The organism is Streptomyces telluris (genome assembly GCF_024519335.1).
In the GTDB taxonomy this organism is placed as follows: Bacteria; Actinomycetota; Actinomycetes; order Streptomycetales; family Streptomycetaceae; genus Streptomyces; species Streptomyces telluris.
This window is the reverse complement of sequence record NZ_JANIID010000036.1, coordinates 44,194-70,187: the sequence shown is the minus strand read 5'-3', so window position 1 is coordinate 70,187 and position 25,994 is coordinate 44,194. Positions and strand designations below refer to the sequence as shown.

24 protein-coding genes are annotated in these 25,994 nt (G+C 74.0%); 6 read left to right on the top strand and 18 right to left on the bottom strand.

Features of this window, described 5'->3' with window-relative positions; translation table 11 throughout:
• Positions 1-77 precede the first annotated feature (77 nt).
• From NQU55_RS30120 to infC, 8 genes are all read right to left on the bottom strand, one after another.
• Positions 78-1,133: a PP2C family protein-serine/threonine phosphatase gene (locus NQU55_RS30120; RefSeq protein WP_168096212.1), complete on the bottom strand. Its 1,056-nt coding sequence runs from the start codon at positions 1,131-1,133 to the stop codon at positions 78-80.
• A 268-nt stretch (positions 1,134-1,401) separates the two neighbouring features.
• Complete coding sequence (gene pheT / locus NQU55_RS30115; protein ID WP_256791517.1) at positions 1,402-3,912, bottom strand: phenylalanine--tRNA ligase subunit beta; 2,511 nt, start codon at positions 3,910-3,912, stop codon at positions 1,402-1,404.
• Positions 3,912-5,042 carry a phenylalanine--tRNA ligase subunit alpha gene (gene pheS, locus NQU55_RS30110; RefSeq protein ID WP_168095971.1) on the bottom strand — a complete coding sequence of 377 codons (1,131 nt, stop codon included), beginning with the start codon at positions 5,040-5,042 and terminating at the stop codon, positions 3,912-3,914. Before pheS ends, pheT begins: the two co-directional genes overlap by 1 nt.
• 140 nt (positions 5,043-5,182) lie before the next feature.
• Positions 5,183-6,355 carry a sensor histidine kinase gene (locus tag NQU55_RS30105; RefSeq protein ID WP_168095972.1) on the bottom strand — a complete coding sequence of 391 codons (1,173 nt, stop codon included), beginning with the start codon at positions 6,353-6,355 and terminating at the stop codon, positions 5,183-5,185.
• 40 nt (positions 6,356-6,395) lie between these two features.
• Positions 6,396-7,229, bottom strand: coding sequence for a TrmH family RNA methyltransferase (locus tag NQU55_RS30100; RefSeq protein WP_168095973.1), 834 nt, complete (start codon positions 7,227-7,229; stop codon positions 6,396-6,398).
• Between the two features lie 148 nt (positions 7,230-7,377).
• Positions 7,378-7,764, bottom strand: a complete 387-nt coding sequence (gene rplT / locus NQU55_RS30095) for a 50S ribosomal protein L20 (RefSeq protein ID WP_071964710.1) — start codon at positions 7,762-7,764, stop codon at positions 7,378-7,380.
• Between the two features lie 92 nt (positions 7,765-7,856).
• Positions 7,857-8,051 carry a 50S ribosomal protein L35 gene (gene rpmI / locus NQU55_RS30090; RefSeq protein WP_030369870.1) on the bottom strand — a complete coding sequence of 65 codons (195 nt, stop codon included), beginning with the start codon at positions 8,049-8,051 and terminating at the stop codon, positions 7,857-7,859.
• A gap of 127 nt (positions 8,052-8,178) precedes the next feature.
• Complete coding sequence (gene infC, locus NQU55_RS30085; RefSeq protein WP_106675931.1) at positions 8,179-8,838, bottom strand: translation initiation factor IF-3; 660 nt, start codon at positions 8,836-8,838, stop codon at positions 8,179-8,181.
• Between the two features lie 319 nt (positions 8,839-9,157).
• On the opposite strand from infC, the gene NQU55_RS30080 reads away from it, so the two are divergent.
• Positions 9,158-9,547, top strand: a complete 390-nt coding sequence (locus NQU55_RS30080; RefSeq protein WP_168091968.1) for a DUF1844 domain-containing protein — start codon at positions 9,158-9,160, stop codon at positions 9,545-9,547.
• Positions 9,548-9,580: 33 nt separating this feature from the next.
• On the opposite strand, the gene NQU55_RS30075 is transcribed toward NQU55_RS30080, so the two are convergent.
• From NQU55_RS30075 to NQU55_RS30060, 4 genes are all read right to left on the bottom strand, one after another.
• Positions 9,581-10,432: an MIP family channel protein gene (locus NQU55_RS30075; RefSeq protein WP_256791525.1), complete on the bottom strand. Its 852-nt coding sequence runs from the start codon at positions 10,430-10,432 to the stop codon at positions 9,581-9,583.
• A gap of 114 nt (positions 10,433-10,546) precedes the next feature.
• Positions 10,547-11,281, bottom strand: a complete 735-nt coding sequence (locus NQU55_RS30070) for an SseB family protein (RefSeq protein ID WP_168091970.1) — start codon at positions 11,279-11,281, stop codon at positions 10,547-10,549.
• Between the two features lie 78 nt (positions 11,282-11,359).
• Positions 11,360-12,553 carry a type VII secretion-associated serine protease mycosin gene (gene mycP / locus NQU55_RS30065; RefSeq protein ID WP_168091971.1) on the bottom strand — a complete coding sequence of 398 codons (1,194 nt, stop codon included), beginning with the start codon at positions 12,551-12,553 and terminating at the stop codon, positions 11,360-11,362.
• Entirely contained in the window at positions 12,550-13,428 is an 879-nt protein-coding gene (locus NQU55_RS30060) for a hypothetical protein (RefSeq protein WP_372504846.1), read from the bottom strand. The genes mycP and NQU55_RS30060 overlap by 4 nt, the downstream gene beginning before the upstream one ends.
• 201 nt (positions 13,429-13,629) lie before the next feature.
• Here NQU55_RS30060 and NQU55_RS30055 point away from each other — a divergent pair, with 201 nt between their 5' ends.
• Complete coding sequence (locus NQU55_RS30055; RefSeq protein WP_168091972.1) at positions 13,630-14,850, top strand: amino acid deaminase/aldolase; 1,221 nt, start codon at positions 13,630-13,632, stop codon at positions 14,848-14,850.
• Positions 14,851-15,000: 150 nt separating this feature from the next.
• Here NQU55_RS30055 and NQU55_RS30050 read toward each other — a convergent pair whose 3' ends face one another.
• The 4 genes from NQU55_RS30050 to NQU55_RS30035 all read right to left on the bottom strand — a co-directional run bounded on the left by NQU55_RS30050 (position 15,001) and on the right by NQU55_RS30035 (position 19,891).
• Positions 15,001-16,269, bottom strand: coding sequence for an HAD family hydrolase (locus NQU55_RS30050; protein ID WP_168091973.1), 1,269 nt, complete (start codon positions 16,267-16,269; stop codon positions 15,001-15,003).
• A gap of 101 nt (positions 16,270-16,370) precedes the next feature.
• Complete coding sequence (locus NQU55_RS30045) at positions 16,371-17,156, bottom strand: 3-oxoacyl-ACP reductase (protein ID WP_168091974.1); 786 nt, start codon at positions 17,154-17,156, stop codon at positions 16,371-16,373.
• 4 nt (positions 17,157-17,160) lie between these two features.
• Positions 17,161-18,513 (bottom strand): aldehyde dehydrogenase family protein, encoded by a 1,353-nt coding sequence (locus tag NQU55_RS30040; protein WP_168091975.1) that lies wholly within the window; start codon positions 18,511-18,513, stop codon positions 17,161-17,163.
• A 10-nt stretch (positions 18,514-18,523) separates the two neighbouring features.
• Positions 18,524-19,891 carry a glutamine synthetase family protein gene (locus tag NQU55_RS30035; RefSeq protein ID WP_168091976.1) on the bottom strand — a complete coding sequence of 456 codons (1,368 nt, stop codon included), beginning with the start codon at positions 19,889-19,891 and terminating at the stop codon, positions 18,524-18,526.
• Positions 19,892-19,962: 71 nt separating this feature from the next.
• On the opposite strand from NQU55_RS30035, the gene NQU55_RS30030 reads away from it, so the two are divergent.
• The 3 genes from NQU55_RS30030 (at position 19,963) to NQU55_RS30020 (ending at position 23,039) form a co-directional block, all read left to right on the top strand.
• Complete coding sequence (locus tag NQU55_RS30030; RefSeq protein ID WP_168091977.1) at positions 19,963-20,685, top strand: FadR/GntR family transcriptional regulator; 723 nt, start codon at positions 19,963-19,965, stop codon at positions 20,683-20,685.
• A gap of 132 nt (positions 20,686-20,817) precedes the next feature.
• Positions 20,818-22,275, top strand: a complete 1,458-nt coding sequence (gene eat, locus NQU55_RS30025) for an ethanolamine permease (RefSeq protein ID WP_168091978.1) — start codon at positions 20,818-20,820, stop codon at positions 22,273-22,275.
• Between the two features lie 56 nt (positions 22,276-22,331).
• Positions 22,332-23,039: a gamma-glutamyl-gamma-aminobutyrate hydrolase family protein gene (locus NQU55_RS30020; protein ID WP_168091979.1), complete on the top strand. Its 708-nt coding sequence runs from the start codon at positions 22,332-22,334 to the stop codon at positions 23,037-23,039.
• Positions 23,040-23,171: 132 nt separating this feature from the next.
• Here NQU55_RS30020 and NQU55_RS30015 read toward each other — a convergent pair whose 3' ends face one another.
• Positions 23,172-24,104 (bottom strand): LysR family transcriptional regulator, encoded by a 933-nt coding sequence (locus NQU55_RS30015; protein WP_168091980.1) that lies wholly within the window; start codon positions 24,102-24,104, stop codon positions 23,172-23,174.
• Between the two features lie 70 nt (positions 24,105-24,174).
• On the opposite strand from NQU55_RS30015, the gene NQU55_RS30010 reads away from it, so the two are divergent.
• Positions 24,175-25,311 (top strand): TDT family transporter, encoded by a 1,137-nt coding sequence (locus tag NQU55_RS30010; RefSeq protein ID WP_168091981.1) that lies wholly within the window; start codon positions 24,175-24,177, stop codon positions 25,309-25,311.
• On the opposite strand, the gene NQU55_RS30005 is transcribed toward NQU55_RS30010, so the two are convergent.
• Positions 25,238-25,990, bottom strand: a complete 753-nt coding sequence (locus tag NQU55_RS30005) for a helical backbone metal receptor (RefSeq protein ID WP_168091982.1) — start codon at positions 25,988-25,990, stop codon at positions 25,238-25,240. The genes NQU55_RS30010 and NQU55_RS30005 overlap by 74 nt on opposite strands.
• Between the last annotated feature and the right edge of the window lie 4 nt (positions 25,991-25,994).

Here is a 25,994-nt window from a genome sequence, read left to right as displayed (position 1 = left end):
GCCCTCCGCATGCGCTCGGTGGGGCCAGCGTAATGGAGATCCCTTCGCACGGGGTGTGAACCGGCCGTGGCTGAGCGTCAGCGGCGGGGGCGTCCGGACCGGGCCAGACAGGGGCGGGGCTCGCGCTCCTGGGCACGGCATCGGTCGTTGCTCAGCACCAGCAGCGCGATGTCGTCGGAGAGCCGGCCGCCGGTGTGGCGCAGCAGCGCGGACTGGACGTGCTCGATGACCGCGGCGGGGACGACGGGCGCGCGGTCGGCGACGGCGCCGAGGACGCCCGCGAGCGGGAAGAAGGCCCCGTCCGCATCGCGCGCATCCTCCGCACCGTCCGTGTGGAGCACCAGGGCGTCCCCCGGCAGCAGCCGGGTCAGGGGGGCGACGGGCAGCTCGGGCGGCAGCGGGAAGAGCCCGAGCGGCGGCAGCGGATCGCCTCGCCCCACCGCGGCGGCGCGGGGGCCCTCGCAGGCGGTGCGGGAGAGGCGGTACGGCCAGGGGTGGCCGCAGTTGACGGCGGTGACCAGGCCGTCGGGGCGGATCTCCAGCAGCAGGACGGTCACGAACTCCTCGCCCAGCCCGCGCTCCTGCTCCGCCCCGGGCCTGGCCTGGGCCTCGGCGCGGGCGCGCTCGCACAGGTGGCGCTGCAGGGCGCGGTCCAGGCGGCGCAGGACACCGGCCAGGGCGGGCTCGTCGTGGGCGGCTTCGCGGAAGCTGCCGAGGACGGCGGCGACGGTGCCGATGGCCGTCAGGCCGTGGCCGCGCACGTCCCCCATGACGATGCGCACCCCGTACGGCGTGGCCAGCGCCTCGTACAGATCGCCGCCGACCAGGGCGCCCTCGCTGACCGACAGGTGACCGCCGGCGAGGGTGATCCCGTCGAGCCGGGGCGGCAGGGGCCGCAGCAGCACGCGCTGGGCGGTGGCGGCGACCTCGCGGGCGCGCTCCAGCTCGCGCAGGAGCCGGCGCCGGCGGCCGGCGACGGCGCATCCCGTGGCGGCGACGGCGACGGCCGCGAGCAGGTGCACGCCCTCGCCGCGGGGGCTCACGAGCTCCCACGCGACCACTCCGAGTACCCACAGCCCGGGGAGAGCGAACACCACCCCCCGCGGCCGGCGCACCGCTCTTGTCCGAATCATGCCGTTGGCCCCCCTAGCAGCAATGACGCCCCCGATTCTCGCGAGCGATCAGCACTAAGTAACGACCTGGGCCTTCAATTCCACCCTATTGAGCGATATTCAGACACTCCTGAGTGAGGAAACGCGAGAGGGGCGCGTCCGGTTCACCGGACGCGCCCCTCGTTCAGGCCGCAATTGCCTGCGCTCTCCCCGGCCTCCCCCAGCTGCTTCCAGCTGTTTTCAGCCGCGGCTCTCCACCGCGCAGGCGGTCACGCCGCATCACACAGCGTCACGCGCCGCGCAGCACCGCGCCCGTGCGCTCGACGGCCGCGGCCACGGCGGCGTCGCGCGCGCCGGTCGCCTCCTCGGCCGTCAGGGTGCGGTCGGCCGCGCGGAAGCGCAGCGCGTACGCGAGCGACTTCTTGCCCGCGCCGATCTGCTCGCCGGCGAAGACGTCGAACAGGCGCAGCGACTCGAGCAGCTCGCCCGCGCCGGACCGCAGTGCGGCCTCGACGTCGGCGGCCGCCACCGAGGCGTCCACGACGAGCGCGACGTCCTGCGTGGCCACCGGGAAGGAGGACACGTGCGGGGCCTCGACGGCACCGGCGCCGGCCTGCTGCAGGACATCGAGGTCGATCTCCATCGCGCAGGTGCGCTCCGGCAGGCCGAAGGCCTTCACGACGCGCGGGTGCAGCTCACCGGCGGAGCCGGCGAACACCTCGGCGCCCTCGACCACGGCGTAGAACGCGGCGCAGCGGCCCGGGTGGAACGGCGCCCGCTGGTCCTGACGGACGATCAGCGGGGCGCCCGCCTCGCGCGCGACCGTACGGCCGGCCTCGACGGCGTCCGCCCAGCCGGCCGGACGGCCCTTGCCCCAGTAGCCGTCGAGCTCACGGGCCCCCGCGAGGACGGCGGCCGCACGGCGCGGCTGCCGGGGCAGCGCGGCGTTCAGGCCGGCGATCTCCTCGTCGGTGGGACGGCGGTCGACGGGCAGCCGGACCGGGGTGGTCTCCTCGCCGGTGGGCAGGAAGACGAGACCGGTCTCGAACAGGGCCAGGTCGTGCTCGCCACGGCTGTCGTTGCGGCGCAGGGCCGTGAACAGGCCCGGCAGCATCGTGGTGCGCAGCGCCGGCTCGGCCTCGGAGAGCGGGTTGACCAGGCGCACCGTGCTGCGGCGCGGGTCGTCGGCCTCCAGGCCCAGGTGGTCGAGCGCCCAGTCCCCGACGAAGGGGTAGTTGAGCACCTCGACGTAGCCCGCGCCGGCCAGCGCCCGGCCGACGCGGCGGTGCAGCCGCTGCCGGTGGGTCAGGCCGCGGCCGGCGGGGGGCGCCGGCAGGGTGGCGGGCAGGTTCTCGTAGCCCTCGAGCCGGATGACCTCTTCGGCGAGGTCGTTCGGGTCGGTGAGGTCCGGGCGCCAGCTCGGGACGGTGACGATCAGCTCGTCCTGCCCGTAGACGTCGCAGCCGACCTCCTGGAGGTGGCGGACGACGGTCTCCCGGCCGTACTCCACGCCGGCGACGCTGTCCGGGTGGTCGGCGCGCATGGCGATCGTGCGCGGGCCGCTGGGGGCGGCGAACTCGGTCACGCCGGCCTCGGCGGTGCCGCCCGCGAGCAGCACGAGCAGGTCGACGGTGCGCTGGGCGGCCGCGGAGGCCGCCTGCGGGTCGACGCCGCGCTCGAAGCGCTTGGCCGCCTCGGAGGGCAGCTTGTGGCGGCGGACGGCGCGGGCGATGGCGACGGGGTCGAAGTGCGCCGCCTCGACGACGACCTCGGTGGTGCCCGAACCGGCGGCGTGGTCGCCGATCTCGGTCTCGGCGCCGCCCATGACGCCCGCGAGCCCGATGGGGCCGCGGTTGTCGGTGATGACCAGGTCCTCGGGGTCCAGGACGCGCTTGGTGCCGTCGAGGGTGGTCAGCTTCTCGCCGCGCTCGGCGCGCCGGACGCCGATCGGGCCGTCGAGGCGCGAGCGGTCGTAGGCGTGCAGCGGCTGGCCGAGCTCCAGCATCACGTAGTTGGTGACGTCGACGGCCAGGGAGATCGGGCGCATGCCGGCCTTCTGCAGGCGGCGCTGGAGCCAGATCGGGGAGCGGGCCTCGGGGTCGAGACCGGTGACCGTGCGGGCCGTGAAGCGGTCGCAGCCGGCCGGGTCGGCGACCTTGACGGGGTAGCCGAAGGAGTTGGGCGCGGGCACGTCCAGCAGGGCCGGGTCGCGCAGCGGCAGGCCGTAGGCGGTGGCGGCCTCGCGGGCGATGCCGCGCATCGACAGGCAGTAGCCGCGGTCGGGGGTGACCGCGATGTCCAGCACCTCGTCGACGAGCTGGAGCAGCTCGATGGCGTCGGTGCCGGGCTCGTACTCCTGCGGCAGCACGATGATGCCGTGCGTGCCGTCGTCGCCCATGCCCAGCTCCTCGCCGGAGCAGATCATGCCGTGCGAGACCTTGCCGTAGGTCTTGCGGGCGGCGATGGCGAAGTCGCCGGGCAGGACGGCGCCGGGCAGCACGACGACGACCTTGTCGCCGACGGAGAAGTTGCGGGCGCCGCAGACGATCTCCTGCGGCTCACCGGTGCCGTTGGCCGTGCCGACGTCGACGGTGCAGAAGCGGATCGGCTTGCGGAAGCCCTCGAGCTCCTCGATGGTCAGGACCTTGCCGACGACCAGGGGGCCCTTCAGGCCGGCGCCGAGGCTCTCGACGCGCTCGACCTCAAGGCCCGCGGCGATCAGCTTGGCCTGCACGTCGCGACCGGTCTCACCGGCCGGCAGGTCGACGTATTCCCGCAGCCAGGAAAGCGGGGCGCGCATCAGATCTCCATCCCGAACGGCCGGGTGAAGCGCACGTCACCCTCGACCATGTCTCGCATGTCCTCGACGTTGTGGCGGAACATCAGCAGTCGCTCGATGCCGAACCCGAAGGCGAAGCCGCTGTACTTCTCCGGGTCGATGCCCGCGGCGGTCAGCACGCGCGGGTTGACCATGCCGCAGCCGCCCAGCTCGATCCAGCCCTCGCTGGAGCAGGTGCGGCAGGGGCGCTCGGGGTTGCCGGCCGACTCGCCGCGGCAGACATAGCACTGCATGTCCAGCTCGGCGGAGGGCTCGGTGAAGGGGAAGTAGTTCGGGCGCAGGCGCGTGGTCAGGCCCTCGCCGAACAGCGAGCGCACCATGTGCTCGATGGTGCCCTTGAGGTCGGCCATGGTCAGGCCCTCGTCGATGGCGAGGAGCTCGACCTGGGTGAAGACCGGCGTGTGCGTCGCGTCCAGCTCGTCCATGCGGTAGACGCGGCCGGGGCAGATCACGTAGACGGGCGGCTCGCGGTCGAGCATCGTGCGGACCTGCACCGGGGAGGTGTGGGTGCGCAGCACGACGCCGGACTCGGCCTCCTTGGCCTTCTTGCCCGGGGCCTGGACGAACAGCGTGTCCTGCATGGCGCGGGCCGGGTGGTCCTGCGCGATGTTCAGCGCGTCGAAGTTGAACCACTCCGCCTCGACCTCGGGGCCCTCGGCGACCTCGTAGCCCATGGCCACGAAGACGTCCTCGATCCGCTCGCTGAGGGTCGTGATGGGGTGGCGGGCGCCGGCCGGCGTGCGGTCGTAGGGCAGGGTGACGTCCACCGCCTCCTCGACCAGCACGCGGGCGTCGCGCTCCGCCTCCAGCTCGACCTGGCGGGCGGCGAAAGCCTTGTTCACGGCACCGCGGGCCATGCCCATGCGCTTGCCGGCCTCGGCCTTGGCGTGCGGCGGCAGGGCGCCGATCTCGCGGTTGGCGAGGGCGAGGGGCGAGCGGTCGCCGGCGTGCGCAGCCTTGACCTCGCGCAGGGCTTCGAGGTCGGCGGCCGCGGCGACGGCGGCGAGCGCCTCGTCCCGCATGCGCTCGATCTCTTCCGGTTTCAGTGCCTCGACCTCGACAGGGTCATACGACTTATTGGGTGCGGACATCTCTTCCCGTGCTTCCGGTGTGGCTGGCTTCGCTTCGCTGCGCGGCTTTGCCCGACAGATGGGTGCCAAGGACGTGCCAAAGGTGCCAAAGGTCGAGTCTAAGGGGCGCAAGGGGGTCGGTGGGCCCGCGGGCCGCCCGCTCAGGCCTGTGAGAGAAAGGCCGGGGCGCCCACGGGCAGGGTAAATCGGAACCGGGCGCCACCGCTGGCGGCTCGCTCCACGGTGATCGTCCCGCCGTGGGCCTCGACGATGCCCTTGACGATGTAGAGGCCGAGGCCGGTGCCGCCGCGCTTGCTGCCCCGCCAGAAGCGGGTGAAGACGCGGCTCATCGACTCCTCCGGGATTCCGGGCCCCTCATCGCTCACGGTGACCGCCGTACCCTCCGTGTCCTCCGCGCGTGCCTTCAGCAGCGCCGGCGCCACCTCTATCGTGACGCGTCCCTCGCCGTGGCGCACCGCGTTTTCCAGGAGGTTGCCGAGGACCTGGTCGACCTTGTCGGGATCGGCCCAGAGCTCGGGCAGCGGATCGGTGACCTTGATCTCGAAGCGGTCGGCGCGGTGGCCCGCCGTGGTGTACGCCTGCACGTGGCGGCGGACGGCGGCGACGACGTCGACGGGCTGGCGGCGCAGCTCCAGGCGGCCGGAGTCGATCCGGGAGATGTCGAGCAGCTCGGCGATCAGCCGGGTGACGCGGTCCGCGTCGGCGTCGACGGTCTCCAGCATCAGCCGCTTCTGGTCGTCGGTGAACCGCTCCCACTTGGCGAGCAGCGTGGCCGTGAAGCCCTTGACGGACGTCAGCGGCGAGCGCAGCTCGTGGGCGACGGTGGCGATCAGCTCGGCGTGGCTGCGCTCGGTGCGGCGGCGGGCGTCGGTGCCGCGCAGCTGGACGACCAGGCGGCGGACGGGCCCGGTGGGCCGCTCCCGGACGTAGCGCGCGGAGACCAGGACCTCGCGGCCGCCGGGGAGCAGGAGGTTCCGCTCGGGCTGGCCCACCCGGATGGCCAGCCCGCCGTAGGGGTCCGTGAGCGGCCACCAGCGGCGGCCGTCCAGGTCCTCCAGGGGCAGGGCGCTCTCCAGGGGGCGGCCGATCGCCTCGTCGGGCCGGACCGCGGTGATGCGGGAGGCGGCGGCGTTGAAGCAGGTGACGCGGCCGTTCTCATCGGCGACGACGAGGCCGTCCGGGAGGTCGTCGGGGTGCAGGCCGAGGCCGGTGAGCCCCTGCGCGAGGGGGTCGTCCGGCTCAAGGGACCCGTGCGGCGCACGGGCCGCCGCCGGAGCGGCGTCGGCCACGCTTCCGGAAGTCCTGACGTTCATCATCCGCACCCCCTCCCGACTCCCCCGGGGGGCAACCCTACTAGCTGAAGGTCACGGAGCGGCACCCTCCGGGTGCACGCTGCGCACGGGCGGAGGCGTAGAGGCACACGGCGGCGGCGGTCGCGAGGTTCAGGCTCTCGGCCTTTCCGTGGATCGGCACGCGCACCACGGCGTCGGCGAGCGCCCGGGTCTCCTCGGGCAGGCCCCAGGCCTCGTTGCCGAAGACCCAGGCCGTGGGACCGCCCATGGTGCCCCGGTCCAGCTCGGCGTCCAGGTCGCGGTCGCCCGCGCCGTCGGCGGCGAGGATCCGGGCGCCGACGCCCTGCAGACCGCCGACCACCTGGTCGACGGGGACGCCCACGGCGACCGGCAGGTGGAAGAGGGAGCCGACGGAGGCCCGTACGGCCTTGGGGTTGTAGAGGTCCACGGAGGCGTCGGTGAGCACGACGGCGTCCGCGCCCGCGGCGTCCGCGCAGCGCAGGACCGTACCGGCGTTGCCGGGGTCGCGCACGTGGGCGAGGACGGCGACCAGCCGCGGCCGGCCGGCCAGGATCTCCTCGAAGGGCGTGTCCAGGAAGCGGCAGAGGCCGACGATGCCCTGCGGGGTGACGGTGTCGGACATCTCCGCGATGACCTCGTCCGTCGCGGTCAGCACGGGCACGCCGGCGGCGAGGGCGGCGGCGACGATGTCCGCGTGGCGCTCGGCGGCGTCCGGCGTCACATAGACCTCGATCAGGTGATCCACGGCCTCGCGGACGGACTGCGGCCCCTCGGCCAGGAAGCGGCGCTCCTTGGCGCGGAAGCTGCGCTTGGTCAGTCGGCGGGCCGCGACGACACGGGGAGATCGCAGGGAGGTCAGCTCGGGGGCCGCCATGGGCTCACTTTCGGTTGCTGGTGTGCGCGGTGCGGTGGGGTGACGGGACCGGCCGGGCCCGTCACGGCGGGTGCCGGGGGCCGGACGCGAACGGACCCGCAGGCCGTGGGCCTGCGGGTCCGCGTCGCTACAGCCTCGGGGCGCCGGTTCAGGCAGCGGCCTTCGGGGCGTTCACGTCGGCCGGCAGGGCCTTCTGGGCGACCTCGACGAGCGCGGCGAACGCGTTCATGTCGTTGACGGCCAGCTCGGCGAGGATCTTGCGGTCCACCTCGATGTTGGCGGCCTTCAGACCCTGGATGAGGCGGTTGTACGTCATGCCGTTCTGGCGGGCAGCGGCGTTGATGCGCTGGATCCACAGCTGACGGAAGTCGCCCTTGCGCTTCTTGCGGTCGTTGTAGTTGTAGACCAGGGAGTGGGTGACCTGCTCCTTGGCCTTGCGGTACAGGCGCGACCGCTGGCCGCGGTAACCGCTGGCCGCCTCGAGGATCGCCCGACGCTTCTTGTGCGCGTTGACTGCGCGCTTGACGCGTGCCACTTGTTAACTCCTTGTAGCGGGGCCGTGGTGGATTCTCACACGACCCGAAATCGATTGGGTCCCGGTGTGGACGTGCGGCCGAAGCCGGAACGTCACTTGCCGAGAAGCTTCTTGATCTTCTTGGCGTCGGCCGGGGCCATCTCGGCGTTGCCGGTGAGGCGACGCGTCAGGCGGGACGACTTGTGCTCGAGCAGGTGGCGCTTGCCGGCGCGCTCGCGCAGGACCTTGCCGGAGCCGGTGACCTTGAAGCGCTTCTTGGCACCGCTGTGCGTCTTGTTCTTCGGCATAGCGCCGTTCTCTCCTCGTCGTGGCACTCCCCGGCCGTATGAGGGCGTACGGGAGTGTCATCTGTTTCGGTGTGGTGTCCGGGGCGGATGCCCCGGGGGGTCATCCGGGGCGCGGGGCGCCCCCGGATCACGCCTCTGCGGGCTCCTCGGCGGCGTCCGCGGACGAGGCGCCGGAGCGCTCCGCCTTGCGGGCGGCCTGCGCCTCGCGGGCTTCGGCCATCGCCTCGGTCTTCTTCTTGTGCGGACCGAGGACCATGATCATGTTGCGGCCGTCCTGCTTCGGGTTCGACTCGACGAAACCGAGGTCCTGGACGTCTTCCGCGAGACGCTGCAGCAGTCGGTAGCCGAGCTCCGGCCGGGACTGCTCGCGACCACGGAACATGATCGTGATCTTGACCTTGTCGCCCTGCTTGAGGAACCGGACGACGTGACCCTTCTTGGTGTCATAGTCGTGCGGGTCGATCTTCGGCCGGAGCTTCATCTCCTTGATGACCGTGTGCGCCTGGTTCTTGCGCGCCTCACGGGCCTTCATGGCCGACTCGTACTTGAACTTCCCGTAGTCCATGAGCTTGCAGACCGGCGGACGGGCGTTCGCCGCCACCTCGACGAGGTCGAGGTCGTACTCCTGCGCAAGCTCCAGTGCCTTGGCAAGCGGCACGATGCCGACCTGCTCGCCACTGGGACCGACAAGTCGCACCTCGGGGACTCGAATCCGGTCGTTGATGCGGGGCTCGGCGCTGATGGATCCTCCTCGGTAGCACCACGCGGCGGCCTGGCGGGCAGCCACGTAACGTCTTTTCGTAAGACCAACCGCGCCGGTGCAACAAAAATGCCCCGACGGGACACAGGCGGGGCTCCATGAAACCGGAACACCGCCACGGCATGCCGCGGGGCGCATCGGGCAGCTCCATCGTCCGTACGGAACGATGGGCGCCGCCTGACCGGAGACCTGCCGGCCTGGGGCCGGGCGAGGTGGGAGAACGGAGCTCCACTTGTGGGCCGGACACGGAAGCGTCCAGCCGGTCGATCCATAACTCTAGCAGCTGTGGAGCAGGCGTGCTAACCCGTGGCAAACCGATTCGGCACCGGCACGTATCGTGTCCGCCATGAGCGACGCGAACCCCGCCACCCCGGAGAACCAGGGCACCGAGCCCGCTGCGGCCCCCGACTTCGACACCATGACCCGTGACATCGCGGACGTCCCCGCGGTCGAGGTGATCACCACGGTCGCGGTGCACCTGATGAGCTCGGCGGCGGTCAACCTCGGCCTGGCCGAGGAGGGCGACCAGCACAAGGACCTCGACGAGGCCCGCAAGCTGATCACCGCGCTCGCCGGGCTGGTGACCGCCAGCGCCACCGAGATCAGCAACTTCCACGCCGGACCGCTGCGCGACGGCCTGAAGTCCCTCCAGCTCGCCTTCCGCGAGGCGTCCGTCGTGGCGGACGAGCCCGGCCAGGGGCCCGGCGAGAAGTACACGGGCCCCGTCTTCGGCTGAGCCTCCCCCGGCTCCGGCGTTTGCGCGCCCCGGTCAGACCGCGCCCGCCGGGCCCGGCCGGCCGGGGCGTTCCCCGCCTTCCCCGCCCTCGTCCCCGTCGTCGCGGTCCTCCCGCGGCCCGGGGCGCTCCTCCGTCGGGTGCGCGGCCGTCGTCGGCCCCTTCGGGTAGTGCGGCACCGCCAGGTCGTCGGCCAGGTTGGCCGGGCCCATCGGCGGATGGGTGACCCGGTGCGCGCCGGCCGCCAGCACGCCGCCGATCAGCGGCGCGATGATGAACAGCCACAGCTGCGAGAGCGCGCCCCCGCCGGCGAACAGCGCCGGGCCCAGGCTCCGCGCCGGGTTCACCGAGGTGCCCGTCAGCGGGATGCCCACCAGGTGGATCACCGCGAGGGCCAGGCCGATGGGCAGGCCGTCGAAGCCCACCAGCGCGATCTTGTGGGTCACCGAGAGCACGACGAAGACCAGCAGGAAGGTCAGGACGACCTCCGCGAGGAACGCGCCGCCCGTGTTCAGGTGCACGGCCGAGCGGCTGCCCCAGCCGTTGCTGCCGAAGGCGCCGTGCGTCTTCAGCCCCGGCACCTGCTTGGCCAGCAGGAACAGCAGCGCGGCGCCCACGATGCCGCCGAGCAGCTGCGCCACCCAGTACTCGATCGCCGTGCGCGGGGCGATGCGGCCCTCCAGCAGCATGCCCAGCGTCACCGCCGGGTTGACGTGGCAGCCCGAGACCGGGCCCAGTGCGTAGCAGAGGGCCAGCAGGGTGAAGCCGAACGCCAGGGCGATGCCGAGGACCCCGATGTAGTCGGCCGCGAGGACCGCGGAGCCGACGGCGAAGAAGACCAGCAGCAGAGTGCCGAGGAACTCGGCGGCGACGGTTCTCGTCTCCACGGAGTCGAGACTTGCGGCCCCCAGCTTCACGTCCATGGCGCCCTCCAGGGATCTCGTGGACCTCTTCGCATTGTCGGTCGATCCACGACGGGGCGCCTGTCGGCCGGAACGCGGCTAGCGGGTGAAGAGCGGCTCCCCGGGGACGGAGGCGCCGGCAGGCAGCAGGGCCAGGTCGAGGCCGCGGACGAGCCGGGCGCGCAGGACCTCGTCGGAGGCCAGCGCCTCCGCCACGCGCTGCACCGCGGCGGACACCTCGGCGTCGTCGGCCAGGGCCAGCGCGAGGGTGCCGTCCGCGTCCCGCGAGGGGGCCAGGTGGGCGCGGCGCACCGCCGGCTCGGCGGTCAGGACGGCGCGGAGCGCCTCCGCGACCGCCGGGTCCGCCAGGGGGTCGGTGCTCTCGCGGCCCTCGGCCAGGGCCAGCAGGGCCGGGCCCGTCAGCTGGTACGGCACCGGGCCGGCCATATCCAGGACGATCGTGTCGGCCTTCTCGTGCGCGGCCGCCTGCAGGGCCTGGTGCAGGGGTACGGCCACGGGCCGCGCGTCCGGGCGCCAGCGGGCCAGCGACTCGGTGGAGGTGAAGGCCGGCAGCGCCTTGCGGCCGTCCGGCGCCTGCAGCGTCGGCACGGCCATGTCGCTGGTCTTCTCCCGCTTCAGCCCGTCGGGCCCCGTCTCGACCTCGCCGAGAACCGCCACGACGGGGACGAGCAGGCGCGCACCGCGCAGCGCGGCGAGCACGCGCGGCTCGGCGCCGCGGTCACCCGCCCACGCGGCCAGCGCGGCGGTCAGCTCCGCGTCGGCGGAACCGTCGTCGTCGGAGAACCCGGGATCAGGAATGTTCTTGAGCGCCACCCCGAGAGTCTATGGGGCGCCCGGTTCCCGCTCGGGGCCGCCCATGGATACGGCCGGGCCCGCGGGGCCGGGGGCTCCTCAGCCCGTTCTCCGGGGGCGGCGCCACGTCCAGGCCGCCGTGGCCAGCAGGAGCGTTCCCGTCGCGGCCGCCGCCCAGGCCGTGTACTGCGGGGAGCGCGCCGCCGGGGCGTGGGGCAGGCGGGCCGGGTCGGTCCCGCCGAAGTACCGGCTGCCGTACTCGCGGGTGACGCGGGGGCCCGGGCCCTCGGGGGTGAGGGCCGCGCCGCGGGCGATCGCGGCGGCCGGGTCGACGACCCCGGCGCCGAGCGCGTCGCTGCGCCCGCCCGGCGGGGTGTCGCGGGCCGTGTCCACGAGCAGCTTGCGGATCTGGGCGGGGCTCAGACCGGGGTGCGCGGAGCGGACCAGGGCGACGGCGCCGGAGACGAAGGCGGCGGCCGCGCTCGTGCCCCAGCCCTCGTAGTAGCGCCGGTCGGGGTCGGCGATGACGACGTCGACGCCGGGCGCGCTGACGGTCGCGTACCAGCGGCGCGTGGAGAACGCGGCGCGGCTGCCGTAGCGGTCGACGGCCGTCACGGCGATCACCCCGGGGTAGGCGGCGGGGTAGGAGACGCGGTCGCCCTGTTCGCCGCCGTTCCCTGCGGAGGCGACGACGACGGCGCCCTTGCCGAGCGCGTACTGGACGGCGGCGTCCTCCTTCGGCTCGGGGTGGGCGGTGTCGCTGTCGTCGCCGAGGGAGAGGTTGATGACGTCGGCGCCGTGGTCGGCCGCCCAGCGGATGCCGTCGGCCAGGGCGCTGCCGCGCCCGCTGCGGGCCTTGGCGCGGGAGGGGTCGCCGTCCTCCAGGATCACCCGGACGGGAAGGATCCTGGCCTCGGGGGCGACGCCGACGACGCCGTCGGCGCCGTCCTCCCCGTGCCCCCGCCCCGCGATGATCCCGGCCATGGCGGTGCCGTGCCGGGCCCAGGCGCGGTCGCCGGGGCCGGCGCCGAAGCCGATGAGGTCCTTGCCGGGCAGCACCTGCCCGGCGAGGTCGGGGTGGCCGTCGTCGACGCCGGTGTCGAGGACGGCGACGGTGATGCCGTCGCCCTTGGTGGTCTGCCAGGCCTCGTCGGTGTGGAGGGCGTCGAGCGCCCATTCCTGGACGCGTATGGAGTCGGCGTGCGCCGTCCCGGCGGCCGGCAGCACCGCGAGGGTGGTGGCGAGGAGGAACGTGAGCAGGGGCCGGCGGCCCCGGGGCGCGGCGGCGGTCACCGGGCGTCCTCCTGGACGGTCCGGCGCACGGCCTGCCGGAAGCCGCTCTCCACGCGCCCGGCGAGGGCGGATGCCTCGTGGCCCAGCCCGGCCTGGGCGGGGGCGGTGGTGGCGCCGGGGCGGGTGGCGAGGGCGGCGGGCTGCGGGGGCGTGCCGGTGCGGCCGTCGGCGAAGCCGGTGACGGCGTAGACGACGGCGGGGGCGTCGGTGAGGACGCTGAGGGCCCAGCTGGCGCGCTGCGCGGCGCCGAAGCGTTCGGCGGCGGTGCCGCGGGGCGCGTACGGGCGGGGCATCAGGTCGGTGCGCTCGTCGAGCCGTTCGTCGGCGAAGCGGCGGCGCAACTCGCGCATGCCCCGGCTGTCGGCGGCGGTGACGAGCAGTCCGACGGTGGTGACAGCGCTGGAGGTGGCGTCGGTGTAGGTGGCACGGAGCAGCCGCGTGCAGCCGACGGGGGCGAGCACCTTCTCCAGGAGCGGGTCGAAGGCCCCGTCGCACCCGCTGTCGGGGGCGACGCCGATCCGGGTCCACACGCGTGCGGCGCCGCCGGGACCGGCGGTGTCGCCGCGCAGCACGGGCGGGAAGAGTTCGTCGACGGGGACGGTCCGCCAGAGCGTGCCGCCGCGGGCGAAGGCGCGTTCGGCCGCGGTGCCGCCGCCGGTGCCGTCCGCGAGCCAACTCCCGGCGGCGGCGCCGCCGATGAGCCCGAGTCCGAGCACGAGGCAGACGGCGGCGGTGAGGGTGCGGGCGCCGCGGCCGCCCTCCGGCGGGGGCACGTGCGGCGGCTGAGGCGGCCGGGGCGGCTGGGGCGCGAAGTAGGAGGAGGCCGGGAGGGGGCGGACGGGCAGCGCGAGTGCGGGGTCCGTCTCGGTGCTCACCCTGCGCTCCCCCTCGTGAGCCGTCTCCCCGCTACCGGGGCTTGGTTGCCCTTCGGGACAGGCCGGTTCGTATCCGGACATCACGCCGCCGGGCTGCGGCCCACGGTGTGGGCGCCACTCTACGGGGCGGGCGGCGGGGGCTGCCATCTCGCCCGTGCGGGGCCCCTATCCACCGGCGGATGCCTCTGGCAAGCTGCGCCCATGCGTCTTCCCGCCGCACCTCCCGTCGCCTGCGCAAGCGCCGAGCGGGCCCGTCTGGACCGGGCGACCGCCTCCTACGACGCCCCGCTGGCCGTGGTCGACCTGCAGGCGTTCGACGCCAACGCGGCGGATCTGGTGCGCCGGGCGCAGGGCAAGCCGGTGCGGGTGGCGAGCAAGTCCGTGCGCTGCCGGGCGCTGCTGGAGCGCGCGCTGGTGCGGGACGGCTTCACGGGTGTGATGAGCTTTTCGCTGGCCGAGTCGCTGTGGCTGGCGCGTTCGGGCATCGAGGACGTGCTGCTGGCGTATCCGTCGGCGGACCGGGCGGGGCTGGCGGAGCTGACCTCGGACCCGAAGCTGGCCCGGGCGGTCACAGTGACCGTGGACGACCCCGCGCAGCTGACGCTGATCGACGCGGCCCGGGCGGGCCGCGAAGAGGTGCGGGTGTGCCTGGAGTTGGACACGTCGTTGCGGCTGCTGGGCGGCAGGCTGCGGCTCGGGGCGCTGCGTTCCCCCGTGCACGATCCGGAGCGGCTGGCGGACCTCGCCCGCTCCGTCGTGCGCCGGCCGGGTTTCCGCCTGGTGGGCCTGCTGGCCTACGAGGCGCATGTGGCGGGTGTGGGGGATGCGGTGGCGGGGCGGCCCCTGTACTCCCGTTCGGTCCGGCTGATGCAGGCCGCGGCGCGCAGGGAGCTGGCGGCGCGCAGGGCGGAGGCCGTCCGGGCCGTGCGCGCGGTGGCGGACCTGGAGTTCGTCAACGGCGGCGGTACGGGCAGTGTGCAGCACACCGCCGCGGAGGACGCGGTGACGGAGGTGGCGGCCGGTTCGGGGCTGTTCGTGCCGCGGCTGTTCGACCACTACCGGTCGTTCCGCGGCCGTCCGGCGGCCCTGTTCGCGCTGCCGGTGGTGCGTCGTCCGGGGCCGGGCGTGGTGACCGCCCAGGGCGGCGGGTACCCGGCGTCGGGCGCGGCCGGAGCGGACCGGCTGCCGCATCCGTACCTCCCGGCGGGCCTGCGGCTGGATCCCCGCGAGGGCGCGGGCGAGGTGCAGACGCCGCTGACCGGGCAGCCCGCCGACGACCTGCTGGTGGGCGACAAGGTGTGGTTCCGGCACGCGAAGGCGGGCGAGATGTGCGAGCGCTTCGAGGCGCTGCACCTGATCGACGGCGACCGCGTGGTGGAGACCGTCCCGACGTACCGCGGCGAGGCCCGTACGTTCCTGTGAGTCCGCGCGCCCGCGAGTCCGCACGGCCCGCGACGCCGGGTGCCGGGCCGTGCGCCGTGCTCCTGCGGCAGGAGGGGATACGGGGACCGGTGCGCCGTCGGCGACCGGTCCCCGTAGCGCGCGAGGGCGTCAGGAACGGCTCGGGGAGCCTCAGAAGGCCTTGTCGGCCTGGTCCGGGATCACGGAGCCGTCGGCGCGCCGGACGGGCACCTTGGTGCCGTCCTCGGCCGTGGCGCCGGTCGTGGAGCACGGGTACGTGCCGGACTTGCGCGGCATCGGCTCGATGAACATCGGGTTGGCGACCCAGCGGCGGTCCGCGTCGTCGTAGGCGCGGCACATCAGCTCGGACTTGTTGCGGTTGATGGCCACGTGCGCGCCGGTGGCGTCGTTGACGAACGTCACGTCGGTGTCGGCGTCGCCCGCGCCGAGCGCGATGCGGTGGTCGAAGTCCTGCTGCTGCCAGGCCTTCGCGCCCTTGATCTTGAAGATCTCCTGGTTGATCATGCAGCGCTTGCCGTCCATGTACGGCAGGGCGTCGCCGCGGCCGGTCTCGACGCCGCCGCAGCCCTTGATGGCCGTGGTGAGGCGGCCGTGCTTGGTGACGCTGCGGATGCCGATGGTGTGCTTGCGGTCCAGGCCCACGCCGCTCGACCAGGCCTCGGCGATCGGCTCGGAGGAGGCGGAGACGATGTAGACGTCGAAGCCGGCCGCCTTGAGCGTGCGGATGAGGTCCTTCTGCTGGTCGTAGTAGCGGACGTAGCCGGCCAGGGTGTGGGTGCCGACGGTCTGCTTGGTGCCGACGGGCGCCGCGAGCTGCTCGGCGCGCGCCTGCTTGGCGAAGGAGGTCAGGGCGGCGGGGGTGTGACCGGCGAACAGCTGGGGGATCCAGGCGTAGCCGGGCACGGTGCGGCGGTGGTTCCAGTCGCCGGCGAAGGCGGCCTCCCCGGCCATGGTCTGCGACTTCTCGCGGATCTCGAAGATCTCGTCGGCGCAGGCGGCGTTCTTGGAGGTCGGCAGCGGCCGGCCGGGGCGCACGGCCGTGCCGCACGCCTTGGCCAGGGCCTTGTCGGCGGCCGGGGTGAGCCAGGCGCTGGTGTCCTTCCAGCTCTTCGGCTGCAGGATCTTGTCGTGCTTGAGGGCCCAGGCGAGCGTGGCGTCGGTGATGTCGTTCTTGACCACCGTGTTGTCCCAGTCGAAGGCGGCGACGGGGCGGGGGCCCTTCTTGCCGGAACAGGTGCCGCGCTCGTCGATCATCTTCTGGAGCCTGGCGCGGTTGTCGCCGGCCCACGGAAGCTTCTTGTCGAGCTGGGGGCAGTTGCGGCGGGGGGCGTCGTGGGCGGGGGCCGCTGTGGCCGGGACCGTCGTGGCGAGGGCCGCGGCGGCAGCGAGGCCGACGACGATGGCGGACTTGGTGCGCATGTGCTCTCTTTGCGGTGGTGCGTGCGGTGGCAGGGAATCCACGGCGGGACCGGCCCGCGGGTCTGCGCCCGCGAGCCGGTCCTACCGTTTGATCATGGACCCTACAGCGGGGTCACGTAAGCGCCCGCGATGCCACCGTCGACGAGGAACTCGGCGGCGTTGACGAAGGACGAGTCGTCGCTGGCGAGGAAGGCGACGGCGGCCGCGATCTCCTCGGGCTCGGCGAACCGGCCGACGGGCACGTGCACCAGGCGGCGCGCGGCCCGCTCGGGGTCCTTGGCGAAGAGCTCCTTGAGCAGCGGGGTGTTCACCGGCCCCGGGCACAGGGCGTTGACCCGGATGCCCTCGCGGGCGAACTGCACGCCGAGCTCGCGGGACATCGCCAGCACGCCGCCCTTGGAGGCGGTGTAGCTGATCTGCGAGGTGGCGGCGCCCATGACGGCGACGAAGGAGGCGGTGTTGATGATCGAACCCTTGCCCTGGCGCTGCATGTAGGGCAGGGCGGCCTTGCAGCACAGATAGACGGAGGTGAGGTTGACCTCCTGGACCCGCTTCCAGGCGTCGAGGCCGGTGGTGAGGATCGAGTCGTCGTCGGGCGGGGAGATGCCGGCGTTGTTGAAGGCGACGTCGACCGAGCCGTAGGTGTCGTAGGCGGTCCTGAAGAGCGCCTCGACCTCCTCGGGGCTGGTGACGTCGACCTTGACGAAGAGCCCGCCGGTCTCGGCGGCCGCGGCCTTGCCGGCGGTCTCGTCGATGTCCGCGCAGACGACGCGGGCGCCCTCGGAGGCGAAGCGGCGGGCCGTGGCCAGGCCGATGCCGCTGCCGGCTCCGGTCACGACGGCGGTGCGGCCGACGAGTCGGCGGCAGACGGGGGTCTGGTCGGTCACTTGTTTACTCCTCGGTGCTGATGAAGACGTTCTTGGTCTCGGTGAAGGCGGCCAGCGCGCCGGGGCCCAGCTCGCGGCCCAGGCCGGACTGCCCGAAGCCGCCGAACGGCGTCCAGTAGCGGACGCTGCTGTGGGAATTGACGGAGAGGTTCCCCGCGGCGACGGCGCGGGAGACGCGCAGGGCGCGGGAGACGTCGCGGGTCCAGATCGAGCCGGAGAGCCCGTAGTCGGTGGCGTTGGCGATCCGCACCGCCTCCGCCTCGTCCTCGAAGGGGATGACGACGGCGACCGGGCCGAAGATCTCCTCGACGGCGGTGCGGTCCTCCGGGCGGCCCTCCAGGACGGTGGCGGGGTACCAGAAGCCCTTGCCCGCCGGGGCCTCGCCGCGGATGGCGGCGGGGGCGGACTCGGGGACGTAGGACCGTACGCGTTCGCGCTGCGCGGCCGAGATCAGCGGGCCCATCCGCGTGGCGGGATCCGCCGGGTCGCCGACGGTGAAGGACTTGACGGCCGGCTCCAGCAGCTCCATGAAGCGGTCGAACACGGAGCGCTGGACGAGGATGCGGCTGCGGGCGCAGCAGTCCTGCCCGGTGTTGTCGAGGAAGGAGCCGGGGGCGGCCGCGGCGGCCCGCTCGACGTCGGCGTCGGCGAAGACGATGTTGGGGCTCTTGCCGCCGAGTTCGAGCGTCACGCGCTTCACGCCCGCCGCGCACTTGGCCATGATCTGCTTGCCGACGGCGGTGGAGCCGGTGAAGACGACCTTGGCGACGCCGGGGTGTTCCACGAGGGCGGCACCGGCGACGGGCCCGTCGCCCGGGAGGACCTGGAAGAGGCCCTCGGGCAGCCCCGCCTCCAGCCCGAGCTCAGCCAGCCGCAGGGCGGTCAGCGGGGTGGTCTCGGCCGGCTTGAGAAGCACGGCGTTGCCCGCGGCCAGGGCCGGGGCGACGCCCCAGGCGGCGATGGGCATCGGGAAGTTCCACGGGGCGATGACCGCGACGACGCCGAGGGGCTCGTGGAAGGTGACGTCCAGGCCGCCTGCGACGGGGATCTGCGCGCCGGTCAGCCGCTCCACTCCCCCGGCCGCGTACTCCAGCAGGTCGCGGGCGTTGCCCGCTTCCCAGCGGGCGTTGCCGATCGGGTGGCCGGCCTCGCGGACCTCCAGCTGCGCGAGCTCCTCCAGGTGCGTGTCGACGGCGTCGGCGAAGCGGCGCAGCTGCCGGGCGCGGTCGCCGGGGGCCAGGGCGGCCCAGCTGCGTTGGGCTTCGGCGGCGCGGCGGACTGCCGCGTCGACGTCTTGCGGCGTCGCCGCGGGGACGGTGGCGACGAGTTCCTCGGTCGCGGGGTTGATGATGTCCAAGGCGGTGTCCTTACATCCGCTCGAAGGAGCGGAACCGCTCCCAGTCCGTGACGGCCGTGTCGTACGCCTCCTGCTCGACGCGCGCCATGTGCAGGTAGTGCTCGACGACTTCGTCGCCGAAGGCCTCCCGGGCGATGGGGCTCCGCTCCCACAGCGCCGCGGCCTCGCGCAGGGTGGCGGGGACGTGCTCGGCGTCGCCGGCGTAGGCGTTGCCGGTGCAGACCTCCGGCAGCTCCAGCTCGTGCTCGACGCCGTGGAGCCCGGCGGCCACCATGCCCGCGACGGCGAGGTAGGGGTTGACGTCCCCGCCGGGCAGCCGGTTCTCGAAGCGGTGGGAGTGGCCGCGGCCGATGACGCGCAGGGCGCAGGTGCGGTTGTCGGGGCCCCAGGCGACGGCGGTGGGGGCGAAGGAGCCGGGCCGGAACCGCTTGTAGGAGTTGATGTTCGGCGCGTAGAGGAGGGTGAAGTCGCGCAGCGCGGCCAGCTGTCCGGCCAGGAAGTGCCGCATCGTCTTCGACATGCCGTACGGGCCCTCGTCGTCGGCGAGGACGGGCCGCCCGGCCTCGTCGCGCAGCGACAGGTGGATGTGACAGGAGTTGCCTTCGCGGGCGTCGTACTTGGCCATGAAGGTGAGCGCCATGCCCTCCTGGGAGGCGATCTCCTTGGCTCCGGTCTTGTAGACGGCGTGCTGGTCGCAGGTGGTGAGGGCCTCGTCGTAGCGGAAGGCGATCTCGTGCTGGCCGAGGTTGCACTCGCCCTTGGCGGACTCCACGGTCATCCCGGCGGCGCCCATCTCGTTGCGGATGCGGCGCAGGAGGGGTTCGACGCGGCCGGTGCCGAGGACGGAGTAGTCGCAGTTGTACTGGTTGGCCGGGGTCATGTCGCGGTAGCCGCGCCCCCAGGCCTGCTCGTAGGTGTCCTTGAAGACGATGAACTCCAGCTCGGTGCCGGCGTACGCGCTCCAGCCGTGCTCGGCCAGCCGGTCGAGCTGGCGGCGCAGGATCTGGCGGGGCGAGGCCGGGACGGGCGAGCCGTCGTGCCAGGCGAGGTCGGCGGTGAGGAGGGCGGTGCCCGGGTTCCAGGGGGTGCGGCGCAGGGTGGAGAGGTCGCCGCGCATGGCGAAGTCCCCGTAGCCGCGCTCCCACGACGACATGGCGTAGCCGTCGACGGTGTTGAGGTCAACGTCCACGGCGAGGAGGTAGTTGCAGCCTTCGGTGCCGTGGTCGAGGACGTCGTCGAGGAAGAACCGGGCGGCGAACCGCTTCCCCTGGAGTCGTCCCTGCATGTCGGTGAAGGCGAGGACGACGGTGTCGATCTCCCCGGTGTCGACCAGCCTGCGCAGCTCCTCGACGGCGAGCGGGGGCGTGCGGTCTGCCACAGTGATGCCTCCTGTCGGTGCGACCGGAGGTCTTAAGGTAGGGCTGTAGACCATTAAAGGGAAGGGGTCAGATGAACGATCATGCGACGGACCGCCTGGCACCGGTGCTGCGGCCGGTCCGCGCGGGCAACGGATTCGAGGAAGCGCTGGAGCAGATACTCCAGATCATGCGGCTGGGCCTGGTGGCCGAGGGGGAACGGCTGCCCGCCGAGCGCGAGTTGGCCGACCGCCTGCGCGTCAGCCGGGTGACCCTGCGCGAGGTGCTCAAGGTGCTGCAGGACCAGGGCCTGGTCGAGAGCAGGCGCGGCCGCTACGGCGGCACGTTCGTGCTGGCACGGCCGGCGACCGCGGGCGAGGAGGAGCTGCGGCGCCGGGTCGCCGACGTGGACGTGGAGGACACGCTGCGCTTCCGCGAGGTGCTGGAGGTGGGCGCGGCCGCGCTGTGCGCCGCGCACGGGCTCCCCGAGGGCGGGGCCGAACGGCTGCGCGCGGCACTGGCCGCCACTCACGACGCGCCGCTGGCCGAATACCGGCGCATGGACACCCTGTTCCACCTCACATTGGCCGAACTGTCGGGCTCCCCCTCGCTCGCCGAGCAGTACGCCGCGGTCCGGGCGACGGTCAACGACCTGCTGGACTGCATTCCGCTGCTGGTGCGGAACCTGGAACACTCCCAGCTGCAGCACACCGCGCTCGTGGAGGCGGTCCTGGACGGCGACGCGGAAGCGGCGCGCGAGGTGATGCGCGAGCACTGCTGCGGGACGGCGGCGCTCCTGCGGGGCTTCCTGGCGTAGCTCGCACAAGCCCCGTCAACCCCCGGGAACCCGTCTCGTAACCAGTCTTTTACGCAAGGGGCTTGCCGAATCAGCCACGTCGAGGCAAAGGTATGGCGCAAAACCTTTACCTCCCGAGGCAGGAGCGGCAGCATGCCCGAACGCACGGAGACACCCACGGCACCGCCGAGCGCCTCGGACCGGCCGGCGGACTACCTGGAGAAGCGCACGCTGCGCCGCGGCAGCGCCGGCCCCCTGCTGCTGACCGGCCTCGGCGTCGCCTACGTCGTCTCCGGCGACTTCTCCGGCTGGAACTTCGGCCTCGCGCACGGCGGCTTCGGCGGACTCGCCGTCGCCGCCGCCCTGATGGGCCTGATGTACACCTGTATGGTCTTCGCCCTCGCGGAGATGGCCTCGATCCTGCCGACGGCGGGCGGGGGCTACGGATTCGCGCGGCGCGCGCTCGGCCCGTGGGGCGGCTTCCTCACCGGCACCGCCATCCTCATCGAATACGTCCTCGCGCCCGCCGCGATCTCCCTCTTCATCGGCGACTACGTGGAGTCGCTCGGCCTGTTCGGGCTCACCTCGTCCTGGCCGGTGTACCTGGCCTGCTTCGTCGTCTTCATCGGCATCCACCTGTGGGGCGTGGGCGAGGCCCTGAAGTTCAGCTTCGTCGTCACCGGCATCGCCGTCGCCGCGCTGCTCGTCTTCGCGGCGGGCGCGTTCACCGACTTCGACGCGGGGCGGCTGCACGACATCCCCGTCGACACCGGCGCGCTCGGCGCGTCCTCCTGGCTGCCGTTCGGGCTCCTCGGGATCTGGGCGTCCTTCCCGTTCGGGATGTGGTTCTTCCTCGGCGTCGAGGGCGTGCCGCTCGCGGCCGAGGAGACCAAGGACCCCGTGCGCTCGCTGCCCCGGGCCATGGCCACGTCCATGGGCATCCTGCTGGTCCTCGCGCTCCTGACCTTCCTCGCCTCGACCGGCGCGGGCGGGGCGGACGCACTCAAGGACGCCGGGAACCCGCTGGTGGCCGCCGTACAGCCGGACGGGCGGCCCACCGTGCTCGGCCGCATCGTCAACTACGCGGGGCTCGCCGGCCTGGTGGCCTCCTTCTTCTCCCTCATCTACGCCGGCTCACGGCAGCTCTTCGCCCTCTCCCGGGCCGGCTACCTCCCCCGCTTCCTCTCCCTGACCAGCCGCCGCAAGGCCCCCTGGCTGGGCCTGGTGGTGCCCGGCGCGCTCGGGTTCGGGCTCGCGGCGGCGAGCGGCGACGGGGCGCGGATGCTCAACGTCGCCGTGTTCGGCGCCACCGTCTCCTACGCGCTGATGTCCCTCTCGCACATCGTGCTGCGGCGCCGCGAGCCGGGCCTGGAGCGGCCCTACCGGACACCGGGAGGCGTCGCCACCTCGGCGCTCGCCTTCGTCCTCGCCTGCGCGGCGCTGGTGGCGACCTTCCTGGTGGACGTCACCGCCGCCCTCGTCGCCCTCGGCGTCTACGCCGTGGCCGCCGTGTACTTCGCCTGCTGGAGCCGGCACCGGCTCGTCGCCGGGGCGCCCGAGGAGGAGTTCGCGGCGCTCGCGGCGGCGGAAGCGGAACTGAACCGCGACTGACCATGTGATCAACGCCGTAGCGTACGGAACGACCACGTACGGAAAGGACCCGCTCCATGCTCCGCCAGCCACTGATCGGTGTCACCACCTACCTCACCCGGGCCCGCTGGGGCGCCGCGTGGGACCTGCCGGCCGCGCTCCTGCCCGCCTCCTACGCCCAGCACGTCCAGCGGGCCGGCGGCCTCGCCGTACAACTGCCGCCGGACGAGCCGGCCACCGCCGGCAACCTGGTGCGGCGGCTCGACGGACTCGTCCTCGCCGGCGGGGAGGACCTCGACCCCGTCCTCTACGGCGAGCAGCCGCACCCGCGCGCGGGCGTGCCGGTCCCCGAACGCGACGCGTGGGAGCTGGCGCTGCTGGGCGCCGCGCTGGAGCGGGGCGTCCCGGTGCTCGGGATCTGCCGCGGCATGCAGCTGATGAACGTGCACGCCGGCGGCTCGCTGTGCCAGCACCTCCCGGACGAGGTGGGGCACGAGGACCACAACCCCGCCGTGGGCACCTTTACCGACCACCTGATCAAGCCGGAACCGGACAGCCGCCTGGGCCGCCTCCTCCCCGAACCCTGCGACGTCGCCACGCACCACCACCAGTCCGTGTCCCGCCTGGGCGACGGCCTCGTCGCGACGGCCCGCGCGGAGGACGGCACGATCGAGGCACTGGAACGCCCGGGCGACCTCTTCGCGGTGGGCGTCCAGTGGCACCCCGAAGCGCGGGACGACTTGCGTCTGATGCGAGCCCTGGTCGAGGCGGCGTCGGCCGCCTGAAACGCCCGCGGGCGGGCCCGCAACGGCCGGTGGTGTCCTACGTGTACGCCCGGGCGCCGGCTCGGCACCGCCGATGAGGCCCTACGTGGCGATGCGCCGTCGCGGCGGAGGGGCGGGCCCGGTGCGGGAGCGCTAGGACGTCCGGGTCAGGCCCAGCAAGGCACGGGCCGGGCCCGTGGGGCGGTGGCCCGCGGGCCAGACGGCCCGGAGGGCGCGGTGCAGGTCGAGGCCGGCGACGGGGATCTCGACCAGGCGGCGGGCCGCCAGCTCCTCGCCGATGGCGAGCTCGCTCAGGACGCATGGGCCCGCCCCGCTGACCGCGGCCGCCTTCGCCGCCGTCGTGGAGGCGAGTTCGAGCAGCGGCTCGGCGAGCCCCCCGTGCGCGGCGAGGGCCGCGTCCAGCACCTGCCGCGTGCCCGAGCCCCGCTCGCGGAGGATCAGCGGGGTGGCCGCCAGCTCCGCCGCGCCGACCGGGGTCCGCCGCCGGGCCCAGGGGTGGGCCGGAGCCGTGACGACCACGAGCCGGTCGCCGCCGACGACCGCGCCGTCCAGCCCGGCCGGGGCGGCGAGGCCCTCCACGAAGCCCAGGTCCGCCTCGCCGGCCCGCAGCCGCTCCGCGACGGCCGCCGAGTTCCCGGCGATGAGCGTGACGGCCGTGCCGGGGAGCCGGGTGCGCAGGGCGACCAGCCAGCCCGGCAGCAGGTACTCGGCGATGGTCATGCTCGCGGCCACCCGCAGCCGCGAGTCCCGCTGCCCGCGCAGCGCCTGCGCCCCGGCGTCGAAGGCCTCGGCCGCCTCCACGACGCGCCGCGCCCAGTCGGTGACGAGCACCCCGGCGTCCGTCAGCCGCGACCCGCGCGGCGACCGCTCGACGAGGCCGACGCCGAGCATCCGCTCCATGGAGCGGATCCGCCCGCTGGCGGCGGGCTGGGTGATGCCCATCTCGCGCGCGGCCCGCCCCAGGCTGCCCAGCCGGGCGACGGCCAGCAGCAGCTCCAGCGCCGCGAGGTCGGGCACGCGGTGCGCGAGCGGACCCCGCCGGCCGCCACCGTCCTCGTTACTCATAAATTCAGCTTATGTCCTCATAGAGACAAGGCCCCTGGTGGCCGGGCCCCCCGCGGCCGACGCTGGACGCATGAGCGCCTCCGCCACAACCGCCCGCACCACCTCCCCCCTCCGCCACCTGGGCCCGAACTGGTACGCCGCCGTCATGGGCACCGCGATCGTCGCGAGCGCCGGCGCGGCGCTGCCCGTACGGCCGCCGGGCCTGCGCGGGGCGTGCGAGGCGGTGTGGGCGCTGTCGGCGGCGGCGCTGGCCGTGCTGCTGGTGGCGCGGGCCGTGCACTGGGCCCGCCACTCCGACCAGGCGCGCCGCCACCTCGGCGACCCGGCCGTGGCACCGTTCTACGGCTGTGCGGCGATGGCGCTGCTGGCGGTCGGCGGGGCCACCCTGTCCGTGGGCCCGGGGGTCGTCGGCCAGGGCGCCGCGGTCACCGCGGACGCCGTGCTGTGGGTGGCGGGCACCGTGACCGGCCTGGCCGCGGCGGCGGGCATCCCGTACCTGATGGTGACCCGGCACCGCATCGAGCCGGGCCAGGCCTCCCCCGTGTGGCTGCTGCCCGTGGTCGCCCCGATGGTGTCCGCCGCGCTGGGCCCCGCCCTGGTTCCGCACCTGCCGGCCGGCCAGTGGCGGGCGGCGATGGTCCTGGCCTGCTACGGCCTCTTCGGGATGAGCCTCCTGGCGACCCTGCTGATCCTGCCCGCGGTCTTCGCGCGGCTGATCCACCACGGCCCGCTGCCGCTCGCGCTGACCCCGGCCCTCTTCCTCGTCCTGGGCCCGCTGGGCCAGTCGACCACCGCGGTCGGCAACCTCGCCGACGCCGCGCAGGGCGCGCTCCCCGCCCCGTACGCGCACGCGGCGGCGCCGTTCGCCGTGCTGTACGGGGCCCCGGTGATGGGTTTCGCGCTGCTGTGGCTGGCCCTGGCCGCGGCCCTGGTGCTGCGGGCGTTCCGGCAGGGCATGGGCTTCGCGATGACCTGGTGGGCGTTCACCTTCCCCATAGGCACCTGCGTCACCGGCGCCGCGGCCCTGTCCCGCCACACGGGCCTGCACGCCCTGACCTGGCTGTCGGCGGGCCTGTACATACTGCTGGTCGCCGCCTGGGCGGTGGCGGCCGCCCGCACCGCGCACGGCCTGGTCAGCGGCCGGCTGCTCGCAGCGCCGCGCCCAGCACCTCAGCCGCTTCCCGCAGTGAGGGTCCGTACCACGTGAGGTGACGCCCGCTGACGAGCGCGCACGGCAGCCCGGGGAAGGACTCCGGGCCGTCGTCGCGCGTGAATCGGTAGGGCTCGTCGGGCAGGACGGCCAGCTCGGCGCCGCACGCGTTCAGCTCGTCGAGGGGGACGCGCGGATAGCGCTCGGGGTGGCCCGCGTGGACGTTGGCGACGCCGAGCCGGGCGAGGACGTCGCCGGCGAAGGTGTCCCGGCCGAGGACCATCCACGGCCGCCGCCAGACCGGCACCACGGCCCGTACCGCCGGCCCGGCGGCGCGCACGTCCCGCCACGCGTCCTCCGCGTCGGCCAGCCACGCGGGCCTGACCAGGCCGCAGCCGCGCACCAGAACGCGCTCCAGCTCGGCGAACGCCCGGGGCAGCGTGCGCACTTCGGTGACGAGCACCTCCAGCCCGGCGGCGCGCAGCGCGCCGAGGTCGGGCGCGCGGTTCTCCTCCTCGTTGGCGAGGACGAGGTCGGGCGCGAGGGCGGCGATGCGCGCCGTGTCGGGGTTCTTCGTGCCGCCGATCCGTACGACGTCCAGGCCCGCCGGGTGGTCGCACCAGTCGGTGGCGCCGACGAGCAGCCCGGGCTCGGTCGCGGCGACGGCCTCCGTCAGCGACGGCACGAGGGAGACGACACGGCGTACGGCGGGGCGGCTGCTCCTGGACGGGACCACCGCC

Bases quoted from the DNA above. Each gene is read 5' to 3' on its own strand.
- NQU55_RS30120 (WP_168096212.1), bottom strand. From the start codon at position 1,133: ATGATTCGGACAAGAGCGGTGCGCCGGCCGCGGGGGGTGGTGTTCGCT.
- pheT (WP_256791517.1), bottom strand. From the start codon at position 3,912: ATGCGCGCCCCGCTTTCCTGGCTGCGGGAATACGTCGACCTGCCGGCC.
- pheS (WP_168095971.1), bottom strand. From the start codon at position 5,042: ATGTCCGCACCCAATAAGTCGTATGACCCTGTCGAGGTCGAGGCACTG.
- NQU55_RS30105 (WP_168095972.1), bottom strand. From the start codon at position 6,355: ATGAACGTCAGGACTTCCGGAAGCGTGGCCGACGCCGCTCCGGCGGCG.
- NQU55_RS30100 (WP_168095973.1), bottom strand. From the start codon at position 7,229: ATGGCGGCCCCCGAGCTGACCTCCCTGCGATCTCCCCGTGTCGTCGCG.
- rpmI (WP_030369870.1), bottom strand. From the start codon at position 8,051: ATGCCGAAGAACAAGACGCACAGCGGTGCCAAGAAGCGCTTCAAGGTC.
- NQU55_RS30080 (WP_168091968.1), top strand. From the start codon at position 9,158: ATGAGCGACGCGAACCCCGCCACCCCGGAGAACCAGGGCACCGAGCCC.
- NQU55_RS30055 (WP_168091972.1), top strand. From the start codon at position 13,630: ATGCGTCTTCCCGCCGCACCTCCCGTCGCCTGCGCAAGCGCCGAGCGG.
- NQU55_RS30050 (WP_168091973.1), bottom strand. From the start codon at position 16,269: ATGCGCACCAAGTCCGCCATCGTCGTCGGCCTCGCTGCCGCCGCGGCC.
- NQU55_RS30030 (WP_168091977.1), top strand. From the start codon at position 19,963: ATGAACGATCATGCGACGGACCGCCTGGCACCGGTGCTGCGGCCGGTC.
- eat (WP_168091978.1), top strand. From the start codon at position 20,818: ATGCCCGAACGCACGGAGACACCCACGGCACCGCCGAGCGCCTCGGAC.
- NQU55_RS30020 (WP_168091979.1), top strand. From the start codon at position 22,332: ATGCTCCGCCAGCCACTGATCGGTGTCACCACCTACCTCACCCGGGCC.
- NQU55_RS30015 (WP_168091980.1), bottom strand. From the start codon at position 24,104: ATGAGTAACGAGGACGGTGGCGGCCGGCGGGGTCCGCTCGCGCACCGC.
- NQU55_RS30010 (WP_168091981.1), top strand. From the start codon at position 24,175: ATGAGCGCCTCCGCCACAACCGCCCGCACCACCTCCCCCCTCCGCCAC.